Here is a 20,652-nt window from a genome sequence, read left to right as displayed (position 1 = left end):
AACGAGATTATTGAATTATATTCCATGCAATTAATATAATTTCAGAGCGGAATCTTGCCAGGAAGGCAACGGAAGCTATGAAATTCGTGCTAATATGGTATATTCAGAAAACGATATAGTTTCACAATTACCTAAAGAAATTCTTATAACAGGAGGGTTGACATGGGAAAGAAAAGTAAGTCAGGGTTCCTAATAGAGAAAGGAGATCCCCTTCTCCCTGGTGTTACCGTATTAAATCATGGAATAAACTTTGCAGTATCTGTATATGGCAGTGACACCTGTTATTTAAACCTATATGAAAACGGTACCGGCTCCCTTATGGAGTCTATAGTACTTACGGACCAAAATAGGACCGGCAATGTATTCTCCGTATTGATAAAAAATTTAGACATAAACGGAATTTCTTATATGTATCAGGTAAGGGATAAAGAATTTATAGATCCATATGCGAAACAAATCTATGGAAGAGAAATATATGGAAAAGTATTAAGTGCAGAGGAGAAAGTAAAGATAAGAGGGGGATCTTTCATACCGGTTTTTCCTGGCAGGGAGAGCGGCCTCTTAATTTTCCGTATTCTAAACTGATTATTTATAAATTACATGTGCGGGGGTTCACCAAACACCCGTCATCTGAAGTTATGAACAATGGGACATTTCTTGGAGTTGTTGACAAAATACCATATTTAAAAGAACTGGGAGTCAATTGTATCCAATTGATGCCAATCTATGAATATAATGAGCTAATTGGACAAACAGGGTTTGGCGGTAACCATAAGCTGAATTACTGGGGGTATAGCAATGAAAATTACTATTTTGCTCCCAAGGCTTCCTATTGCGCAGAACCAACACAAGCCGCTGATGAAGTAAAATATATGATTGATTCTCTTCATAATAATGGGATAGAAGTTATCATGGAGATGAATTTTGTAAAAGGGTTAAATCCCGGTTTTATTCAGGACTGTTTAAGATATTGGTTTTTGGAGTATCACATCGACGGTTTTAAGATTCCATCTGAAACGGTACCGGGAATTCTGTTGGGTACGGATCCTATACTTAGTAAGGTTAAACTGCTGGCTGAAGGATGGGATCTAGAAAAGATTTATCCTAAAGATATGATACCTGATTTAAAAAACCTTGCTGAATATAACGCAGGATATTCTGCAGATGTAAAACGTTTCTTAAGAGGGGATGAAGAACAGGTTGCTGCAGTTGCTAACCGAATGAAAAAAAATCCCGATAAGTGCGGCATCATCAATTACATTACAAATCATGACGGATTTACTCTAATGGATTTATACTCTTATGATATGAAACATAATGAGAAAAACGGTGAGAATAATCAGGATGGTGCAGATTATAATTACAGCTGGAATTGCGGAACAGAGGGTAAAACCAAATCTAAGAAGGTTTCGAATTTAAGAAGAAAGCAAGTAATCAATGCTTTACTGATGCTATTTTTAAGCCAGGGAACTCCCCTTTTATTAGCCGGTGATGAATTTGGCAATTCCCAGGAAGGGAACAATAATGCTTATTGTCAGGATAATGAAATCTCATGGCTGGACTGGAATTTATTAGAGCAGAATAATAGCTTATTTCAATTTGTGAAGCAATTAATTAAACTTCGTATGGAGCATCCGATCCTGCATATGGAAGAACAGCTTCGTAATATGGATTATATATCCTGCGGATTACCGGATATATCATTTCATGGTATCAAAGCCTGGTACCCGGATTATAAACACTACAGCCGAGTGTTGGGTGTTATGCTTGCCGGAAATTATGTAAAAATAAACAGGAATGAAAACGACCGGATTTTTTATCTGGGATTTAATATGCATTGGGAAAATCATGGCTTTGACCTGCCAAAACTGCCCTCCGGTAAACAGTGGTACGTTCTCTATAATTCGAATACAGGCGGGGATAGTATGGAAGAACAGGTTTTAACCAATCAAAGAATCTATGAAATACCTGCCAGATCGGCAGCTGTTTTAATCAGTAAATAAAGATTAACATGGGGTGGAAAATATGAACGGTTATGTATTGAAGATGATAGCAATTGTAACTATGTTTATCGATCATACGGCAGCTATCTTAATTCCTTCCGATTCAACCGCATATATAATATGCAGAAGTATCGGAAGATTGGCTTTCCCGATATTTTGTTTTTTATTGGTGGAAGGCTTTTACATACGAGGAATGTTAAAAAATATCTGGCAAGGTTGGGAATCTTTGCTTTCATTTCAGAGATTCCTTATGACCTGGCATTTTCGAATAAAGCACTTCATTATGGATATGAACTTCAACAAAATATATTCTTTACCCTGTTCATTGGCTTAGCTGTTATTTATTTCATGAGTATAATTGATTCGAAATTTGCTAAGAATGTATTCATACGGAAAGGATTAGATTGTCTTATAGTAATATCGGGCTGCACTTTAGCAACAATCCTCGCTACGGATTATGAATTTATGGGTGTATTGTTGATAGTTGCATTTTATGTATTCCGCTTGAATAAATTTCTGCTTACACTGGCAGTCTTATTGGTTAACATATCTTTTGGTTTAGGATTACAGGTACTTGCTGCATTATCTATGTTGTTTATCTTTTATTATAACGGTAAAAGAGGTCCTCAGGGAAATAAATATATTTTTATATCTTTTACCCAACACATATCTTACTGTTATATCTCATCAGCCTGCTGCCTATACTTAATTAAACAATTACGGGGATGTAAAAACCCTGCACCCCCGTTTTACGTTCACTTAACTTTCAAAGGCTTCAAAGCTGGGTTTTATAAGGTCATTCCATGAGAGTAATCGTGGACATCATCATAATTATAGTAGTTTGAATCTTGGAAGCTTCCGGTTAGGTCATCTGAAACCACGGAATTCTTCTCTGGAAAATAGTAAGGCATCTGTGTATCAAAATCTGTTACACTGTTTTTACTGGGAAATCGATAATAGCTTCGTTTACTATGATCAAAATACATAATTTGCCCTCCAATCTTATCCTTCTTACTGAAGTCCTTTTTAACTTTACATGCTTATTTAAACATGCTATTTTAGTGTTTGTAATATAGGAGGAAATATACATGATTTCTTTAAAAATAATTGATATAAAAGGATTTATGAATAGTTTATTGATTCAAAATGTATTCGATAATTTTTTGCTGTCGGAAATGCAAATTATAACGTTTAACCATTTCCATCTGTCCGGACGATTAAATACCGATTATTATTCCGCGGACGAATTAGAATTATTAGAAGGAAGAGAATATGCCACCTGGAGTGAAATTAAGCCCATTGCCTATTCATTAGTAAAAGGTAATAAATTGCCGTTGTCCATTAAAATTATCTTATTACTATCGTCGGCCAATACGGAAAAAGTACTTAAAAGATCCGGAATGGCATTGACAAATAGTGATATAAACGGATTATTTTTAAACATCCGGTTTGACAAAGGAAGCTTATATTTAATTACCGGTACATCGATAAAAAGTTTTAGTATGGATAAAACTCTGGAACATACCTGGGATGATGATTTAAGGCTGTTTTTAAAGCATTATGAAATAGCAGCCGAAGAAGAGTAATAAATACAAAAAATTTAAAAATATTTGCAAATTTTTGAATAATTCATATCTTTGGTAAGATACTATTCTTATAAAATATTGATATTAATCGTGATTTGACCGGCAGAATGCAAAACATTTTGCCGGTTATATTACTGTTATGGGAGGAAGAGTGAAATATGAGTGCAGTATTGGGCCCAATACATTATTGGTTATATAATAAGATAAAGATGCAGGACAATTTGGTTGAAAAAATCATAAAATTAGCGGAGAATCAGTTTTCAGAAACCGACCTAAGAATTCAATTAGACAACAACTATGGCAGTTTGGAAAAAAAACCACTGGAAGATATGATTGATACTTCCAATATTCATGGATGGCTTCAGGAGAGGGTAACCTTAGTAGAATACCGACTGGCTTATGCCGTAACCTTTTTACTTAAAAATGATCCGGATTCTATGGACAAATTAAAGGGACTATTTTGGAATACCGGTGAGGAGATTTCTGCCTCCTATAGTAATAATGATGCTGCAGAGATATTTAAGAATCTGAATGATATACTTTTAGATGGAATGCCCTGTGATCATGCGAATCTGGTAATTTCACAGGATGATAAGGAAGTTATTTGGAAGCGGAATATATGTGTACACGAAGATTATTGGAATGAGGTAGGAGGAGATATTAAGACGTATTATTTACTAAGAGAAGAATTCCTAAAAGGTTTTATCACTGGTGCAGGTGCCGTATACGTAAAACAGGATGAAACCACAAGCAAAATAACCAAATAAACAGTTAAAATCAGTAATTAAATTGTGCTTTAAGTAAACAGGGAAGTAATGTTAATATGCCAGGTTTATCAATAAAGCAGGCAGACGGGAGTTAGTTATGAATAGTATAGATTTAATGGTAGAAGAACATAAAAACATTAAGCGTATGTTAAAAGTAGTAAGAAAAGCATGTTTTTTAATCATGAAAGGGTATGAAATTGACTATGATGATTTTAATAAAATGATAGATTTTATTCGTAATTATGCGGACAAACATCATCATGGCAAAGAGGAAAAATTCTTATTTAAAGAAATGCAGAGTCACTTGGGTGCTGTGGGGAATAACCTTGTAACCCATGGAATGTTAGTAGAACACGATTTGGGAAGACTATATATCAGCGATTTAGATGAAGCACTAAAAAGAGTGAAAAATGGGGAGGAAGAAAGTAAATTAGATGTAATAAGCAATGCCGTCAGCTATACGCATTTGTTGAACAGGCATATAGATAAAGAAGATTCCGTCGTTTATGTATATGGCGGTAAAAATCTGTCAGCGGATATTATAAACGAGATAAACCAAAAATCAGAAGCCTTTGAAAAGGAAGCAAAAGATCAGGGATACAGGATAGATATGTAAAAGTGTTGGAGGGACTTGAGGATAAGTATAAATAATCCCCAATTCGTGTAATTTATTATTTAACGCAATCAGAACATATTTTTATGCTACCCATTTATAATGTAAACAAAATAATTTAATAGTTAGCATTTTATAGTAAACCCCAAAATTTAATTTATTATTGACATTTATTTGTAATATAAGTAAAATATATGTAATGAGGGAATGGTTGTCATATTTCATATATTAAGGAGGTTATTATGTTACAATTTTTTTACAAAAAGAAAATTATATTGTTAGCCATTTTTAGTTTATTTATTTTAATATCTATAGCATCTATTGCTTACTATCAAAAGCCAAATTTTAAATTAAGGAATGACGGTATAGTAGATAATTTTTCTATAAATAGTAAAAATCAGACTTATATTGGAAAATTATATACTCAAGATGTTCAATATTCGGGTAAGGTAGATTCTGATATAATAGATAAATATGTCCAGAATTTAAATACACCTGATAATGCTATTGCAATTAACATAAAATTTTATAATTCAAATAGTAATAAATTAGAATATGAAGCAAATAAAATTCTTATTAACTGATTAAAATTCGAATAATTCTGTTTTTAGCTCCCATCACTTGACATTGAGCTAAAAAATAATTATTTAGCATCATTTTTAAGGAATAAGAGATCTTATTCACTTAGTATGATGCTTTTTTAATTAGTATATTTCCTATAAAACTAAATAATTCACCAAATATTTACTAAAAATTAATAAAATATTAATATCTTACTATTATAAAAATGGTATAATTTTACTGTAAACAATTAACAAATGATTAATAAGGAGGGAAAATATGAAAAAAGGAAAATTTTTAATATCTTTATTACTAATCTTAACTCTAACAATGTCAATAACTGTTAATGCTTCTGCAGCAACTGTAAAATTAACGGAATCTACTAATAATAATGCAGGAAAACTTGTTGATACCGGATATACTGAAGATGGTATTTATTATGAAGTATATGAAACACCGACATTTAGTAATAATTCAGGTATGTCAACTAATTCTGTAATAACAGTTCATGTTACCAGAAAGGTTGTTTACTATGCTATCATGGAAGAATGGGAATTACCAGAAAGTATATCTTGGTCAGAAAAACTAGATTCATATACTACTATAAGAGGAACTTTATATCTTGATAGTTTTGTATATGATTATGATGAAGGTACAACAACAGCTACATATGAAGGTGATTTAGTTGGGAGTGTATAATTTCTAGCATATAATTAAATTTGTTAATTGTTTATTATAGGAGCTGATGCAATCGATGTACAGCTCCTTTTAAATAGAACTTATAGCTTTTAGGAATTAGTAAGTTACATCCTATGAATATCATTAAAAGAAATTTATCTTTGTTAGCACTCACAGGAAATGAGTGCTAATTTTTTCTTGACAAAATTGTGCAGTAGTATTAATATTATTTCTATCGATTAAAAATAATAAAAATAATATAAAGGAGCGATTTTATGATGAATGAACATGGTAGCTTATCAATTAATTCGGAAAATATATTTCCCATAATTAAAAAATGGCTGTATTCGGATCATGACATTTTTTTCAGGGAATTAATATCCAACGGCAGTGACGCAATAACAAAATTAAAAAAGCTTGAGCTTATGGGTGAAGTAACTCTTCCGGAAGATAATAAATATAAAATTGATGTAATTGTTAATCCGGAAGAAAAAACCTTAAAATTCATTGATAACGGTATTGGTATGACCGCTGATGAAGTAAAAGAATATATTAATCAGATTGCATTCTCCGGCGCAACTGACTTTTTAAATAAATACAAAGATAAAGCAAATGAAGAGCAGATAATCGGACATTTTGGTTTAGGTTTTTATTCAGCATTTATGGTTGCTGATAAAGTTACCATAGATACTTTGTCCTGGCAGGAAGGGCAGCCAGCGTTCATTGGGAATCCGAGGGCGGTACGGAATTCTCCATGGAGGAAGGAAACCGCGAGATCAGAGGTACCGAGATAACTTTATTTTTGAATGAAGACAGTTATGAATTTGCCAACGAGTACCGGGCTAAGGAAGTAATTCAGAAGTACTGTTCTTTTATGCCGGTAGAGATCTACTTTAAAAATGCCAATGCTCCGGAAGAAACAGAAGAAGTCGAAGAAGCAGAAGAAACCGCAGAAGAAGAGAATGTAATAGATGCTTCCGTGGATGAAAACGGCAATGTATCCGAGCAGGAAGAAAACAAGGACAAGGATAGCGAATCTAAAGAGGATAAGAAAAAAGGTCCTAAAAAACCGGAACCTATCAATAATACGACACCTCTCTGGACGAAACATCCCAATGATTGCACCGACGAAGAGTATAAAGAATTTTACCGGAATGTTTTCTTTGACTACAAAGAACCGCTGTTCTGGATTCACCTGAATATGGATTATCCGTTCAATTTAAAAGGTATTTTATATTTCCCTAAATTAAATACGGAATATGATACCCTTGAGGGAACGATCAAGTTATACAGCAACCAGGTATTTATTGCTGATAATATAAAGGAAGTTATTCCTGAATTCTTAATGCTGTTAAAAGGTACCATCGATTGTCCGGATCTTCCGTTAAACGTATCCAGAAGTGCACTTCAGAATGATGGATTTGTTAAGAAGATTTCCGATTATATTACCAAAAAAGTTGCCGATAAACTTTCCGGTATGTATAAAGTGGACAGAGAAAATTATGAAAAATTCTGGGATGATATCAGTCCGTTTATTAAATTCGGCTGCTTAAAAGATGATAAATTCCGTGAGAAGATGAAAGATTTCATCATCTTTAAAAATCTGGAGGGTAAATATATCACATTGCCCGAATATGTAAAAGCAAGCAAAGGTGAAACCGATGCAGATACTGATAAAGTCGAAGCAGCAGAAGCAGCAGCTGACAAAACAGAAGATAAAGGTGAAAAAGAAGAAAAGAACATTATCTATTATGTAACCAATGAACAGCAGCAAAGCCAATATATTAATATGTTTAAAGAAGAAGGCATTGATGCATTAATATGCACTCATAACATAGACCAGCCGTTTATTACCCAGTTAGAACAGCAGGAGAAGACCTATCGTTTCCAGAGAATCGATGCTGATATTACGGACAGCTTTAAGGAAGAGGGAAATGAAGAAGAAGCTTTAAAAGCAGAAAATGAAAAACTTACAGAGATTTTCCGCAAAACTTTAAATAAAGAAAAACTGGAAGTTAAAGTTATGAAGTTAAAGAACGATAAAGTATCTTCCATGATTACACTGTCCGAAGAAAGCCGCAGAATGCAGGATATGATGAAGATGTACAATATGTACGGAATGGATCCGGGTATGTTCGGCAATAGCGAAACTCTTGTATTAAATGCAAACAATAAACTGGTAAAATATATCTTCGAAAATCAGGAAGCAGAACATGTATCAATGATTTGCGAGCAATTATACGATTTAGCTATGTTAAGTCATAAGCCGCTTGAACCGGAAGCCATGACTAAATTCATCAGCAGAAGCAATGAAATTATGATGGTACTTGCAAAATAAAAGAAGTAACTAATTGAACAACCGATTATTCTATCATTACTAAAAATATAGTAGATAGTATTATCCATATCAGAAAAGTCTGTTTTACTATTAAGTTAAAATTTGAATTTCTCAAATTTAGACCTATAATAGTAAACAGGCTTTTTTTGGGTAAGTTAGCAGTGTTTATTTCATAGGCAGCATTTATTTGGTTATTTAATTTTAGATCTTTATATGATTCGTCCGGCAAAAGCCAATTTTAAATTATGGTTCCGTCGTTTTTACTATTTATTTCTTGATTGCGTGATGTTCCATATAGTTCATTCGTAACACGCTCTCGCTTGGATGAAGTACGTAGTGGTACATAAGTTACTCATCGAACTATTAAATGGTTTCTAGTTCCTTTTATCTGCACTTTATGATTTTAGAAAATATTTATAAGACTTTATGAAAAGGACTTTAAAAATATAATATAGTATGCTATGATTGATAGTAATAAAAACTATATATCATAGTAAGATAAATAAAATTACATAGTTGCGATTACCAATATATGTAATTTAATTATAAAGTAAAGGTATGAAGTTCTTAGGAGGATGAATGAATGGCTTACAAAATAATAGTAGACAGCTGTACGGATTTAACAGATAGTATGAAGAAGGACGGGCATTTTCAATTGGTACCGCTGACATTACAGGTTGATGATAAATCAATCATAGATGATGATACCTTTAATCAGAAAGAATTCCTAAAAATTGTTGCAGAAAGTCCCAATAGTCCTAAATCTTCCTGTCCTTCCCCGGAAGCTTATATGCAGCATTACGGCGGAGACGAAGATATTTATGTTGTAACTTTATCCGCCAACTTGAGCGGATCACATAACAGTGCAGTTCTTGGAAGAAAATTATACTTAGAAGAACATCCCCATAAAAATATTGAGATATTTAATTCCTGTTCTGCTTCGGTTGGGCAGACTTTGATAGCTATAAAAATTCAGGAATATGCGGAAGCCGGAAAGCCTTTTGATGAAGTAATCAGGTTAGTGAAAGCATTTAGAGATAAATTAAGTACAAAATTTGTGCTGGAAAACCTTGATACACTTCGTAAAAGCGGACGTTTAACCGGAATTAAAGCGTTGCTGACAGGTGTTTTAAATATAAAACCGGTTATGGGAGCTACTCCCGAGGGAACTATCTGCAAGTTAGATCAGGCCAGAGGAATACAAAAAGCTCTCGTTTTATTGGCCAGCCTTATCGAGCAGGATGTACAGAAACCGGAAGAAAAAACTTTAGCAATTTCGCATTGTAACAATTATGACAGGGCAATGTTCGTTAAAGAGGAGATACTAAAAAGAGTGTCATTTAAAGATAGTTTTATAGTGGATACAGCCGGAGTAAGTACCATGTATGCCTGTGATGGCGGAATTATTGTATGTTATTAAGAGGGCGCTTGTCCCGAGCTACTGCCCTTTACCCAAAAGGCAACCCCGTTTATCCTCGTCGATAAGTAGAAAAGTAATAGGAAATAATGCGAAAGCATCGCAGAATAATAAAAAATCAGACCCAGATTAGGGCAGCGAACTGAGTATCAGTTCGCTTAACCGCCCCGCCTCAGGTCTGTTTTTTTGCTCAGGAAGTGCTTTTTTTCTGTTTTCAGAACCTGACCACGTATAGCTGCTACTCATAAACAATAGAAAAATTCCTTTAATCGATATAAAGGAGATTATGGGAAATCCTGATTATAATAAAGAACAGGTGATGGAGAGGTTTGTTATCTTGGCTTTTTTTTGAAACATTAATGAAGAATTTAATTCAGATAGTAAAATATTTGAAATTCACTATTGTAATAGATACTAATTATGTTTACAATTTAAAGCATAAGAATTACTTAGGGCAGCATGAAAAGAAAAAAATGAGTATATGTTTTTAAATCGTCAAGGACATGTTGTTGAGCCATCTTTCTTCTCTTATACATTTAGTAGCATGAATTAACAGGCTGAACGCAATGAATGATAAGTCGCTGGTTAATGCCATAGCAACTCAGCCGGCTGATGTAGCAAAGCAGGTATGTCTTTATTCCATAATGATGCATAGCAGACTTGTGATGGAATTTATGCTGACAGTAATCGGTGAGAATTTTATATTTTACCAAATTGCAGAGGATGCCGTTTTTGGCATTAGGAGTTGAGTAAGGAGGAAGATAATAATGACAAATAACGTTTGGGGTATCCATACAAAAGACGATAATCTGTTTTTACACAATGATGTAATTGCTATTGGATGGAAAAATATGGGTGACCTCAGCAAAATTGATGCATCTCGAGATGCTTTCAAGGAAAAATACGAAAGTACTTATCCAGATGCCAAAAAAGGCAGCATTGCCACAGGTGCCGGTATGCTTTATCGTTTTATTCATGAAGTAGAGATTGGAGACTATATTGTATATCCTTCTAAAATAGACCGCCAGATTAATATTGGCAGGGTAGAGGGAGAATATACCTATGTTGATGATGCGGAAGAATATGCACAGCAGCGAAAAGTGAAATGGCTAAAGCATCTGCCTAGGACAGCTTTTTCACAAGGTGCTCTCTACGAAATAGGTTCTGCGATGTCATTCTTTACTGTGAAGAATTATGCAGATGAATATATGGCAGTATTGGACAAGAACTTTAAAAAGACAGCAATATCTACAGATAATGGCGAAGATGAGAGTGTAGCCACTACTGCAGAAGAAATTGTTGAAACGACAAAGGATTTTATTCTGAAAGAACTAAGCAAAAATCTTAAAGGATATGAACTTGAGGTGTTTGTGGCAGACCTTTTAACTGCTATGGGTTATCGAACATCTATTTCTGCACATGGCGGTGATAGCGGTATCGATATTACAGCTTATAAGGACGAGCTGCCTCCTCGTATCTTGGTTCAGGTCAAGAGCCAAGACGGTGATATTAAGGAAACTACAATTCAGTCACTTAAGGGAGCGATGCGTGAAGGAGATTATGGCTTATTTGTTACATTGTCCAATTATACAAAGAATGCACAGAAGTATCTTGAGAATACACCAATTATTCGAGGAATTAACGGAACCGAGCTCGTAGATTTGATTTTAAAGTATTATGAATTGCTCAGTGAAAAGTATAGAAAAATGATACCATTGAAGATGGTTTACATTCCGGTGTCAAAACAGGATATGGAATAACCCGAGGTAAATACGCCCCGTCTCAGGTCTATTTTTTTGCTCAGGAAGTGCTTTCTTTTCTGTTTTCAGAACCTGACCACGTATAGCTGCGACATCAGTTAAAGCATGCAGTTCCGTTAATAGCAGCGACCTATGTTGTTTTATTACTGGTCTTTAGATTTGAACATAAAGTAAACGGAGATAACGAGGAAGTATGAGTGATGGATTGACCGTTGACGGTGGAAACGGATGGGATAAAATGGTAGAAATAAATTTTCTGTGGTACTATAATTCTTAATAAGAGGTTCCAAACAGGTATTTATGGAGGACAATATGCCAAAACAGAATATGAAATCGGTTAAGCTGACGAAAGAACTAAAAAATATTGTTTTGAAACGATATCCAGTACAATCAGAGGAAATAATAAATAGAGCTTTAGAGATTAACCAACATCTCTGCGAAGAAAATTCAAATCAACCGCGAAAGGTATTGATGCATACAAGAGACAAGATATATCCAGCGATTTCTTTTTACAAAGCAATCATGGAGAATATTGAAAGCAAGGAAGAAGCCTATAGTTTAATAGCAGATTATTTTAATCGTCAAGCAAAAGATGTAAATAAGTCAATTGGGAAAATATGCAAAATACCGTTTAGTTACAAAATTGTTCCATTGGTTATGACTAAGATTATACATAATGTTTATGGTAAAAAATCGGGTTTTGTTATGGTAGACTATCCAAGTGAAAAAGAAAAGTGTCATATTGATATGACAATATGTCCTTATTTTAATAACTGTGTAAAATATGGATGTCCGGAACTTGGGACGGCGTTTTGTAATGCAGATGATATTGCATATGGAAATATGCATCCGAAATTATTTTGGGGAAGAACCAAAACTCTTGCAAGAGGAAATGAATGTTGTGATTTTATATTAGAAATTCGAAAGTAGGATAAAGTAAAATCCAATTGGCTGAAATTATAATTAATTTTTTGCGAAAGTCTTGGATAATTTAATAAGTAGAATCGTAGCCTATTAACTGATAAAATTGGTGGGAGCATCCCAAAGTTTGTGTAAACCTTCAAATTGATGTAAAATAAAATTAATCAGTTTGGAGGTTTTATTTTATGGCTATAAGAAGAAGGGATCACCATATTGGTATGGAGTTCGGGAAACGCCTCGGCAATGAGGAATACCAGTTTGTATGTGCAACACATTGCTGGAACAGGAGTAGATTTAGGTTGACGTTAAAATGCTCTTCTAATATAATAAAAATAGTCATTGTATTGGAGGGTAACATATTGTATAGAGCAATTATTGTAGATGATGAATTGAAGATATGTCAATTAATACAATGCCTCGGTGCCTGGGAGAGCCTGAACATTGAGATCATTGATGTCTGCCAGGATGGAGAGGTTGCTTTAGAAAGTATTGTAAAGCATAAACCGGATATTGTATTAACGGATATCCGTATGCCTGTTTATGATGGGCTAGAGATTATACAACAGGTTCGAAAGCAGGATATGGACACTGCTTTTATTGTTATAAGCGGCTACAAGCAGTTTGAGTATGCCAGACAGGCATTGCAATACGGGGTAGTGGACTTTCTTGTAAAACCCATCAATCAAGAGGACTTGAATACTGCCTTACAGAAAGCAGTTAATGGGATTATCGACCAGAAGAATGTGCAGAATGTCAATGAGATTCTGTACAACAAGGAAAAGAGCGAAAAGGTAGCTCTCTTAAACAGGCTGGCAAGTGGTCTGGAAGCAGAAGAGCTAACAAATAGAGCACAATTGCAGGGAGAAAGCCCACTATTTAAGAAAGATATTTTTCAGGCAGTCATTATTAAGACGAACAAAATGGAACTTAATATGGGTAAATCCAAATTCTCAGAAGATATACTAAGTAATCTGGAGCGGATCATAAGCATAGAGGAAGCCATAGAAGTGGCCAAGGATGACGGGGTATATCTCCTGCTGAATTATCAGAAGAATGACTATAAACGTATCCGAGAGGAATTGTTTGAGATTCTCAAACGAATGGTACGTGACAGGGATATCTATGGACAGTTTGAGTTGACTATGGGGGTAGGTCTTCCTGTAACAAGCATTGGTGATATGAAACTATCCATAGAGACAGCGCGCATTGCCTGGCAGCAACGGCTTCTACTTACTGACAGAGAGTATCTAGAGTTCGAAAAGTTACATATTACCACAGAGAGTAAAACTGATTTTTGGAATGAGAAGGAATGGAACGAGTTTCAGGCAGCATTGGAAAGCTGCAACCAAAGTAAGGCGAGCGAATTACTCAGTCTTATGGAGATACATGTTAACCGGGAAAGTAAACTGAATCTGGATGACCTGTTTGATCATATACGCCGTATTGTGTTACAGGTGGAGAGATTGGTAACAGAGGATGAGACACTTTTGACCAACCAGACAGTAACACATATGATGGAGGAGCTTAAGTGTTCAGATTCAGTCTCCGATATCTTTCTTCATCTTAAGTTATATATTAACAAGTCTGTGCAGGAATATTATGATCGTAAGACATCTATGAAGAAGTTGCCTATCATAAAGGCAGAGGAATATATAGCTGAGCACTACATGCAGGATATATCACTTGAGGAGATGGCACAGCGGGTGGATCTCAGTCCGGCCTATTTCTCCAAGTTGTTTAAGATGGTGGAAGGAGTCAACTACATAGAGTATCTGACACAGATTCGCTTAGAACAGTCTAAGAAGCTGTTAAAAACGACAACCTTACCTGTGAAGACTATTGCGGCCACTATAGGCTATATAGATGAGAAGTATTTTCGTAAGCTCTTTAAGAAGGTTGTAGGAATCAAACCAAGTGAATATCGTAAATTGCATTAAAGGAGAAGGTATATGTCAATAGAGGCAGTAATTGTAATCATAGGTATTACCGTTCTATATATCCTATCCTTAGTTGCTATGTACAGACGTTATATTCAAGGTAACATAAGTGTAATAGAGGAATGTGAGAGGCAGAAGGCAGAGATGGAGAAGGAATGTATGTCGAAGGTGCTGACTAAACAGATGCAGTATCAGACGTTACAAAGCCAGATTAATCCGCATTTTCTTTATAATACGTTGGATTCCATTCGCGGTGAGGCACTTATGGAGGGAAATGGCAGCATTGCGGCCATGACGGAACGATTGTCCCGCTTCTTTCGGTACTGTATCTCCAACAAAGGGAACATAGCTACCATACGGGATGAAATTAATAATATAGCAGACTATTTCTACATTCAGGAGTATCGCTTCGGTGATAAGTTCCATCTAAAGACGGAAGTAGAGGAAGAGTGCTATAACTATAAGATTCCACAGATGACGTTACAGCCCATTGTGGAGAATGCCATCTACCATGGATTAGAGCGTAAGAAGGATGGAGGTACCGTCTCCATACAGGTCTTTGAGACAGAGAAGAATGTGAAGATTCTATTATCCGATAATGGTGTAGGAATGGATGAAGAGACGTTAGAACAGATTAATAAAAGACTTCGCAGTTCAGCAGAATTTACCATTAAGGGATATGAGGAAAGTAAGAGTAATAAGACCGGAATTGCATTAAAGAATGTCAATGACCGCATCCGACTGCATTACGGAAGTGATTATGGAATTACGGTACATTCGACCAAGTATCTTGGAACGGATGTCAATATTCTAATTCCGAAGGTGAGAGAGAATGAGTAAAGTTGAGATTGTAAGAGCGAAGAATATCTGTGCAGGTGAGAGGTATGGGTTAGACCACCTTTGTATGGAACTATACCAGGCGGAAACATTGCTGATTCTTGGGAACTGTTCTTCAGGAAAAGAGATTCTAAAAGAGGTGCTAATTGGTAAGACCACCGCTTATGAAGGTCAGTTCTACTGGAATGAAGAGTGCCTTGATAGAAAGAGGTTACATGAGATTATTCAGAAGCATGAGATATTCTATGCCAGTCCCGATGAGGTCCTGATTGAAAGCTACACGGTAGCGGAGAATATCTACACCGTTCGGAGTGGTAAGATTGGTATTAAGCCCAGCAAGAAAGCAATGCAGATCCAAACTGCCAATTTAATGAAGACACTGGGGTTTCCACTGGATCCCGAGGCAGTGGTTAGAGATCTGGATTACTATGAGCGACTGCTAGTCTGTCTGGCCAAAGCCGTATCTTATGGCAGTAAGGTGATTTTGTTTGACTATATGGATAATATTCTGCAAGTTAGTCATCCTGCTTACCTGAAGACTTGGATGGCAAGGCAGAAGGAAGAGCAACGGTCCTTTCTAATCTTTAGTGAGAAGTATGATGAAGTGTACAAATTATGTGACCGTGTGCTTATTATGAGCGATGGTATTGATAAAAAGATTGCGCCTGTCAGTACAATTCTTCGGCATGAGATTCCTTACTACTGGTTGGGAGAGGCTTATAATAGTGCGAGTCCCAGTGCCGGTACGAATAGCCGAATTTCCTACAGCATGCAAAGAGGTAGTAGCTTTAAAGACAGCAGATGCCATAACATTCTCGGAGTCTATGATAAGGACTGGGGCAATGGAGAGGACGAGCTGAAGTATTTTAGCAAGCTTTACCATATCAACAGGGAGGAACTCACTGCGTATAGATATTTTTTTGATGACATTATAGAAAGTAAGTCAGCTAAGAAAAAGCAGTACATTTTTATAGAGAATAGAGAGTATGATAAGTTGTTAAGTGATTTCCCTATGACTCATAATTTGATGCTACCAAGGAATAACAGGGAGCTATTATCAAGGACAAGTCGTACAAGAGAAGAAGTATTAGAGCAGGAATTCTACAAACAGTTTGATTTTCTGCAGAATCGTCATCGACAGTATTCAGACTACTTCTTCTATCGACTGGTTGCCATTTATAGATTTGAGCGGTTTCGAAAGAATCTGATGATACTGGACAATATGTTTCTTCGACTGGACATTGCGGAGGAGAAGTATATGCGAGAATATATCTTTCAGCTGGCGGAAAAGCGAAAGGTCATTCTGATTAGCCACAGATTACATGAAGTGGATCAGACGGCCGGTACAATTCTGTATGTGGAGGATGGCAAAATAGTAAAAATTGATACAATGGGGCAAGAATAGCAAAAAAGGACACCTTTTCATAAAATAGTGTCCTTTTTTATTATGTTGAAAAACGATAACCTAAGAGTACAAAAAATATTACATATATTTAGGAGGAAATACAATGAAAAAGAGATTACTTGGAGTTGTTCTTACAATTGCCATGATTGCAACCTTACTTTCAGGCTGTAGTCAGAAATCAGGAACAAATGACAAACCTGCTATTGCCAGTGACAGCGCTGACAAGATTGTGAATGATACTGCTGATGCTGTTAAAACCATCAATGGTAAGGAACTTACTAAGATTGGACTTGCTGTTGCAGCAATGGACAATGAATTTACAACGAACCTTGAAGCCAGCTTAGAGAAGACTGCAAAAGAGAATGGTATTGAAGTAGTTGTTGCTCAGGCTGATCAGACAACTGCAAAACAGGTTGAACAGATTGAAAACATGGTCATCTCAGGTTGTCAGGCAATCTGTGTTATCCCTGTAGATTTAACTGGTATCTTAGATGCATTAAAGAGTGCCAAAGAAAAAGGTGTTGTAATCTCCATGTGTGGATGTATTCCAGAAAGCAAAGATTACTATGATACCGTTGCTAACGTAGAGCAGTTTGACCTTGGCCAGAGTGCAGCAAAAGCAGCAGCTGAATGGATCGATGCAACCTTCCCGGATGCAGCAGATGGCAGCATTGAAGTAGCCATCTTAGCTCTTAACAACACGGAAGAAGCAATCAAGAGAGAAAAGGGCTTAGAGGAAATCGAAAAATTAACAAAGAAAGCTAAGATTGTAGAAGTATATGATTCCACAGGTGCAGCTTCCATTCCAACAAAAGCACAGGAATACACTGAAATGATGTTAGTTTCCCATCCAGATGTAAAATGTATCCTTGCATACTCCGATTTCATGGGTCTTCCAGCAGACGAAGTAATCATGAGAACCCCATCCATCGATAAGAGTAAATTCGGTATCTTCGGTTGTGATTATTCTTCTACAGGATGCGAAGCAATTAAGAAATCCGTAACAAATGAGAGTACATACAGAGGATCTGGTGCATTCGGTGTTGAATTTGGTAAAGTTATGTTTGATACTGTAGTAGGTAACGTACAGGTTGATGACTTAGGCGTATACTATGAGCCAACATTTGATATCAAAGCAAGTAATGTAGATGAGTATCTGAAATAAGAACCAGTCAATGGAAGCAGTCAATGGCAACATAGGGCTGCTTCCAAATAATATTAGAAAGATCTACGAGGAAAGTCGAATGGGTAAAATTCTAGAATTAGAGCATATAAGTAAATTTTATCCCGGCGTTGTTGCATTGGACGATGTTAGTTTTTTCATAGAGGAAGGACAGGTTCATGCACTTATGGGAGAGAATGGTGCCGGAAAATCAACTCTCATTAAGGTAATAAGTGGAGCTATTAAACCAGAGCAGGGACACATTAATATTTCTGGTGAGCGTTTTGACTCCTTAACACCAGCACTATCCAAGGATAAGGGAGTCGGGGTAATCTATCAGGAATTCAATTTAGTACCAACAATGTCAGTGGTAGAGAACATATTTTTAGGTGAGAAGATTGGTGGTTCTATCATACCTGACTTTGAGGAGATGCAAAGAAAAGCGCAGGACATCTTTGATGAGTTCGGAGTTGATATTGATCCAAAGGTTATGGTTGGTGAGCTTACACCAGGAAAGCAGCAGCTGGTGGAGATTGCGAAGACACTGACAAGAAATGTTAAGCTAATTATAATGGATGAGCCAAGTGCCTCCATATCCGTTGCAGATGTACAGACCTTGTTCCGTATCATCGGTCAGTTGAAGGAGAAAGGTGTTACAATCATCTATATCTCCCACCGTATGGAAGAGGTTTTTGAGATTGCAGATGTAGTCAGCATTATGCGGGACGGCCGGTACGTTGGTACGAAGAGTATGAAAGAAGTCTCCCGTAAAGACTTAATTACCATGATGGTAGGACGGGAACTGAATGAATCCTATCCGGTACGTGAAAAGAACGTAGGAGAAGTAGTACTGGAAGTGGAGCATCTCTATGGCAATGGAAATAGTGACATTAATTTCTGTCTGCACAAAGGAGAGATACTGGGAATCGCCGGCCTGGTTGGGGCAGGACGTACAGAACTAGCGAAAGTAATCTATGGTGCTGCCAAAGCAGAGCACGGTATGATTCGTGTAAATGGAAAGGAAATGAAGATTAAGACGCCTCACGATGCGATTGCTGCAGGAATCGGTTATATCCCTGAAGATCGTAAGAATGAGGGTGCATTCTTAGAGTTTCCAATAGATTGGAATATATCGATTATGAGCTTGTCCCGATTGTCAAAGGGCATGGTTGTAGCCGTAAAGAAAATAGATGAGTTGGCTGTTGAGTTCCAACAGAAGTTAGGAATTAAGACACCTACGATTAAGCAGTATGTTAAGAACCTCAGTGGTGGTAATCAGCAGAAGGTTGTAGTAGCGAAGACACTGGCAACCGACAGTAAGATCGTCATCTTTGATGAACCTACTCGAGGAATCGATGTTGGTGCTAAGCAGGAAATCTACCAACTGATGAATTCTTTGATAGAACAGGGAATCTCCATTATTATGATTTCCTCCGAGATGGAAGAACTAATTGGTATGAGTGATCGAATCATTATTATGCATGAAGGAGCCATTACTGGCGAATTACAGAAAGAAGAATTTTCACAGAATAAGATTCTGGAGTATGCTTCAGGATTATAGGAGGATGTTATGAAAGAAAAACAAAAATTAATTGTGGGAGAGTTTCTACGTAATAATATGGCATGGGTGTTACTTGTAGTATGTTGTGCTATCTTCTCTGTTATATCACCTAACTTCTTCTCCTTTGTTAATATCATCAATATTCTGAATCAGAATGCCTATATTATCATTACCGCCCTGGGTATTTCCTTTATCATGATGGCTGGTGAGGTAGATATCTCTGTTGGTTTTGCCATTTCCTTAAATGGCGTTGTAGTTGCGTTGCTAATGACGAAGTATGGTATGTTACCGGTATTTGGTGTCATCGTTTCCATCGTACTTGGTATTATAATCTGCTTGGTAAATATGCTGATTGCCCATAAGCTGAAACTACAGTTATTTATGGCAACGGTAGGTACGACTACAATCTTCCAGGGGCTTGCTTTCGTATTGACACAGTCCAAGACCATTAGCAATCTTCCTGCTGCTTTCAAATGGATAGGCCAGGGTTATGTTGGACCATTTCCAATCCCAGTTATTATTTCATTTGTACTATTCCTAATTGTCAGCTTCATTCTTAATAAGACCTATATTGGTCGGTATGTATTTGCCATTGGTGGTAATGTGGAAGCTGCGAGACTAGCAGGTATCAATGTATTCGGAATGAAAGTATTCATCGCAGGAATTGCCGGATTTATGACAGGTGTTGGTGCCATCATTTTATCCGCCAGACTTGGTTCCGTGACAGCTAATATGGGTACTGGACTTGAATTTACCATCATTACAGCAGTATTATTAGGTGGTGTGAGTGTTCGTGGTGGTGAAGGTAAGATCAGTGGCGTAGTGGCCGGTGTACTGATTCTTGCGATCCTCTCCAATGGTATGCAGCTTGCAAGACTGGATGTATACTATCAATTTGTTGCCAAAGGTATTATCATGTTAGCTGCCATCGGCTTTGATGTATTCCAGTTAAACCGTAAGAAAAAAGCATCGGTGAAGATTCAGGCCGTAGATACCACGGAACAGACAGAGAAAAAATAAAGTTAGAAAGGGAAATGATTCTCAAGAACAGCGAGAGGCTAAAAACTATTTCAATTCGGACCCGCAATCCCCCTCGCCGACATAAT

The 20,652-nt window shown here is 36.3% G+C and carries 18 protein-coding genes and 2 pseudogenes; 19 read left to right on the top strand and 1 reads right to left on the bottom strand.

What is annotated here, in order from left to right:
* Positions 1–162: 162 nt before the first annotated feature.
* From Ana3638_RS20415 to Ana3638_RS26925, 3 genes and pseudogenes are all read left to right on the top strand, one after another.
* Complete coding sequence (locus Ana3638_RS20415; RefSeq protein WP_161839676.1) at positions 163–585, top strand: hypothetical protein; 423 nt, start codon at positions 163–165, stop codon at positions 583–585.
* 53 nt (positions 586–638) lie between these two features.
* Entirely contained in the window at positions 639–2,003 is a 1,365-nt protein-coding gene (locus Ana3638_RS20410; protein ID WP_161839675.1) for an alpha-amylase family glycosyl hydrolase, read from the top strand.
* 22 nt (positions 2,004–2,025) lie between these two features.
* A pseudogene (locus Ana3638_RS26925) lies at positions 2,026–2,810 on the top strand (TraX family protein).
* Here Ana3638_RS26925 and Ana3638_RS20400 read toward each other — a convergent pair.
* Positions 2,792–2,989: a hypothetical protein gene (locus tag Ana3638_RS20400; RefSeq protein WP_161839674.1), complete on the bottom strand. Its 198-nt coding sequence runs from the start codon at positions 2,987–2,989 to the stop codon at positions 2,792–2,794. The pseudogene Ana3638_RS26925 and the gene Ana3638_RS20400 overlap by 19 nt on opposite strands.
* Before the next feature lie 102 nt (positions 2,990–3,091).
* Between Ana3638_RS20400 and Ana3638_RS20395 the strand changes: the two genes are divergently transcribed.
* The 16 genes and pseudogenes from Ana3638_RS20395 to Ana3638_RS20320 all read left to right on the top strand — a co-directional run bounded on the left by Ana3638_RS20395 (position 3,092) and on the right by Ana3638_RS20320 (position 20,566).
* Positions 3,092–3,589 (top strand): DUF5721 family protein, encoded by a 498-nt coding sequence (locus tag Ana3638_RS20395; protein ID WP_161839673.1) that lies wholly within the window; start codon positions 3,092–3,094, stop codon positions 3,587–3,589.
* Positions 3,590–3,747: 158 nt separating this feature from the next.
* A complete protein-coding gene (locus Ana3638_RS20390; RefSeq protein WP_161839672.1) occupies positions 3,748–4,356 on the top strand; it encodes a hypothetical protein in 609 nt (202 codons plus the stop codon).
* 97 nt (positions 4,357–4,453) lie between these two features.
* Positions 4,454–4,972: a hemerythrin domain-containing protein gene (locus Ana3638_RS20385; RefSeq protein ID WP_330587681.1), complete on the top strand. Its 519-nt coding sequence runs from the start codon at positions 4,454–4,456 to the stop codon at positions 4,970–4,972.
* A gap of 239 nt (positions 4,973–5,211) precedes the next feature.
* Entirely contained in the window at positions 5,212–5,553 is a 342-nt protein-coding gene (locus tag Ana3638_RS20380; RefSeq protein WP_161839671.1) for a hypothetical protein, read from the top strand.
* Between the two features lie 256 nt (positions 5,554–5,809).
* On the top strand, positions 5,810–6,229 hold the full coding sequence (locus tag Ana3638_RS20375; RefSeq protein WP_161839670.1) for a hypothetical protein: 420 nt from the start codon (positions 5,810–5,812) through the stop codon (positions 6,227–6,229).
* A 254-nt stretch (positions 6,230–6,483) separates the two neighbouring features.
* Positions 6,484–8,546 (top strand): annotated as a pseudogene (gene htpG / locus Ana3638_RS20370) (molecular chaperone HtpG).
* Between the two features lie 583 nt (positions 8,547–9,129).
* Complete coding sequence (locus Ana3638_RS20365; protein WP_161839669.1) at positions 9,130–9,966, top strand: DegV family protein; 837 nt, start codon at positions 9,130–9,132, stop codon at positions 9,964–9,966.
* A gap of 545 nt (positions 9,967–10,511) precedes the next feature.
* The gene (locus Ana3638_RS20360; RefSeq protein WP_330588053.1) at positions 10,512–10,712 is read left to right on the top strand and encodes a BrxA family protein; all 201 of its coding nucleotides are present in this window, start codon (positions 10,512–10,514) and stop codon (positions 10,710–10,712) included.
* Between the two features lie 18 nt (positions 10,713–10,730).
* Positions 10,731–11,723, top strand: coding sequence for a restriction endonuclease (locus Ana3638_RS20355; protein WP_161839667.1), 993 nt, complete (start codon positions 10,731–10,733; stop codon positions 11,721–11,723).
* Positions 11,724–12,035: 312 nt separating this feature from the next.
* Entirely contained in the window at positions 12,036–12,653 is a 618-nt protein-coding gene (locus tag Ana3638_RS20350; RefSeq protein WP_161839666.1) for an L-2-amino-thiazoline-4-carboxylic acid hydrolase, read from the top strand.
* A gap of 176 nt (positions 12,654–12,829) precedes the next feature.
* Complete coding sequence (locus tag Ana3638_RS20345; RefSeq protein WP_161839665.1) at positions 12,830–14,581, top strand: response regulator; 1,752 nt, start codon at positions 12,830–12,832, stop codon at positions 14,579–14,581.
* 12 nt (positions 14,582–14,593) lie between these two features.
* Positions 14,594–15,421 (top strand): sensor histidine kinase, encoded by an 828-nt coding sequence (locus Ana3638_RS20340; protein ID WP_161839664.1) that lies wholly within the window; start codon positions 14,594–14,596, stop codon positions 15,419–15,421.
* Positions 15,414–16,823, top strand: a complete 1,410-nt coding sequence (locus tag Ana3638_RS20335) for an ATP-binding cassette domain-containing protein (protein WP_161839663.1) — start codon at positions 15,414–15,416, stop codon at positions 16,821–16,823. Before Ana3638_RS20340 ends, Ana3638_RS20335 begins: the two co-directional genes overlap by 8 nt.
* 103 nt (positions 16,824–16,926) lie before the next feature.
* Positions 16,927–17,988: a sugar ABC transporter substrate-binding protein gene (locus tag Ana3638_RS20330; RefSeq protein ID WP_161839662.1), complete on the top strand. Its 1,062-nt coding sequence runs from the start codon at positions 16,927–16,929 to the stop codon at positions 17,986–17,988.
* Between the two features lie 79 nt (positions 17,989–18,067).
* Positions 18,068–19,546 (top strand): sugar ABC transporter ATP-binding protein, encoded by a 1,479-nt coding sequence (locus Ana3638_RS20325; RefSeq protein ID WP_161839661.1) that lies wholly within the window; start codon positions 18,068–18,070, stop codon positions 19,544–19,546.
* Positions 19,547–19,555: 9 nt separating this feature from the next.
* Positions 19,556–20,566, top strand: coding sequence for an ABC transporter permease (locus Ana3638_RS20320; RefSeq protein WP_161839660.1), 1,011 nt, complete (start codon positions 19,556–19,558; stop codon positions 20,564–20,566).
* Positions 20,567–20,652 lie beyond the last annotated feature (86 nt).

Origin of the sequence: Anaerocolumna sedimenticola (assembly GCF_009931695.1) — a bacterium.
Taxonomy (GTDB): Bacteria; Bacillota; Clostridia; order Lachnospirales; family Lachnospiraceae; genus Anaerocolumna; species Anaerocolumna sedimenticola.
The sequence above is the reverse complement of the archived record's forward strand: the minus strand, read 5'-3'. Positions and strand labels throughout refer to the sequence as shown.

Excerpts from the sequence above, each read along its gene's own strand:
- Ana3638_RS20355 (WP_161839667.1), top strand. The coding sequence starts at position 10,731 with ATGACAAATAACGTTTGGGGTATCCATACAAAAGACGATAATCTGTTT.
- Ana3638_RS20335 (WP_161839663.1), top strand. The coding sequence starts at position 15,414 with ATGAGTAAAGTTGAGATTGTAAGAGCGAAGAATATCTGTGCAGGTGAG.
- Ana3638_RS20325 (WP_161839661.1), top strand. The coding sequence starts at position 18,068 with ATGGGTAAAATTCTAGAATTAGAGCATATAAGTAAATTTTATCCCGGC.
- Ana3638_RS20340 (WP_161839664.1), top strand. The coding sequence starts at position 14,594 with ATGTCAATAGAGGCAGTAATTGTAATCATAGGTATTACCGTTCTATAT.
- Ana3638_RS20400 (WP_161839674.1), bottom strand. The coding sequence starts at position 2,989 with ATGTATTTTGATCATAGTAAACGAAGCTATTATCGATTTCCCAGTAAA.
- Ana3638_RS20380 (WP_161839671.1), top strand. The coding sequence starts at position 5,212 with ATGTTACAATTTTTTTACAAAAAGAAAATTATATTGTTAGCCATTTTT.
- Ana3638_RS20350 (WP_161839666.1), top strand. The coding sequence starts at position 12,036 with ATGCCAAAACAGAATATGAAATCGGTTAAGCTGACGAAAGAACTAAAA.
- Ana3638_RS20415 (WP_161839676.1), top strand. The coding sequence starts at position 163 with ATGGGAAAGAAAAGTAAGTCAGGGTTCCTAATAGAGAAAGGAGATCCC.
- Ana3638_RS20345 (WP_161839665.1), top strand. The coding sequence starts at position 12,830 with ATGGCTATAAGAAGAAGGGATCACCATATTGGTATGGAGTTCGGGAAA.
- Ana3638_RS20390 (WP_161839672.1), top strand. The coding sequence starts at position 3,748 with ATGAGTGCAGTATTGGGCCCAATACATTATTGGTTATATAATAAGATA.
- Ana3638_RS20410 (WP_161839675.1), top strand. The coding sequence starts at position 639 with ATGAACAATGGGACATTTCTTGGAGTTGTTGACAAAATACCATATTTA.
- Ana3638_RS20395 (WP_161839673.1), top strand. The coding sequence starts at position 3,092 with ATGATTTCTTTAAAAATAATTGATATAAAAGGATTTATGAATAGTTTA.
- Ana3638_RS20320 (WP_161839660.1), top strand. The coding sequence starts at position 19,556 with ATGAAAGAAAAACAAAAATTAATTGTGGGAGAGTTTCTACGTAATAAT.
- Ana3638_RS20385 (WP_330587681.1), top strand. The coding sequence starts at position 4,454 with ATGAATAGTATAGATTTAATGGTAGAAGAACATAAAAACATTAAGCGT.
- Ana3638_RS20365 (WP_161839669.1), top strand. The coding sequence starts at position 9,130 with ATGGCTTACAAAATAATAGTAGACAGCTGTACGGATTTAACAGATAGT.
- Ana3638_RS20375 (WP_161839670.1), top strand. The coding sequence starts at position 5,810 with ATGAAAAAAGGAAAATTTTTAATATCTTTATTACTAATCTTAACTCTA.
- Ana3638_RS20330 (WP_161839662.1), top strand. The coding sequence starts at position 16,927 with ATGAAAAAGAGATTACTTGGAGTTGTTCTTACAATTGCCATGATTGCA.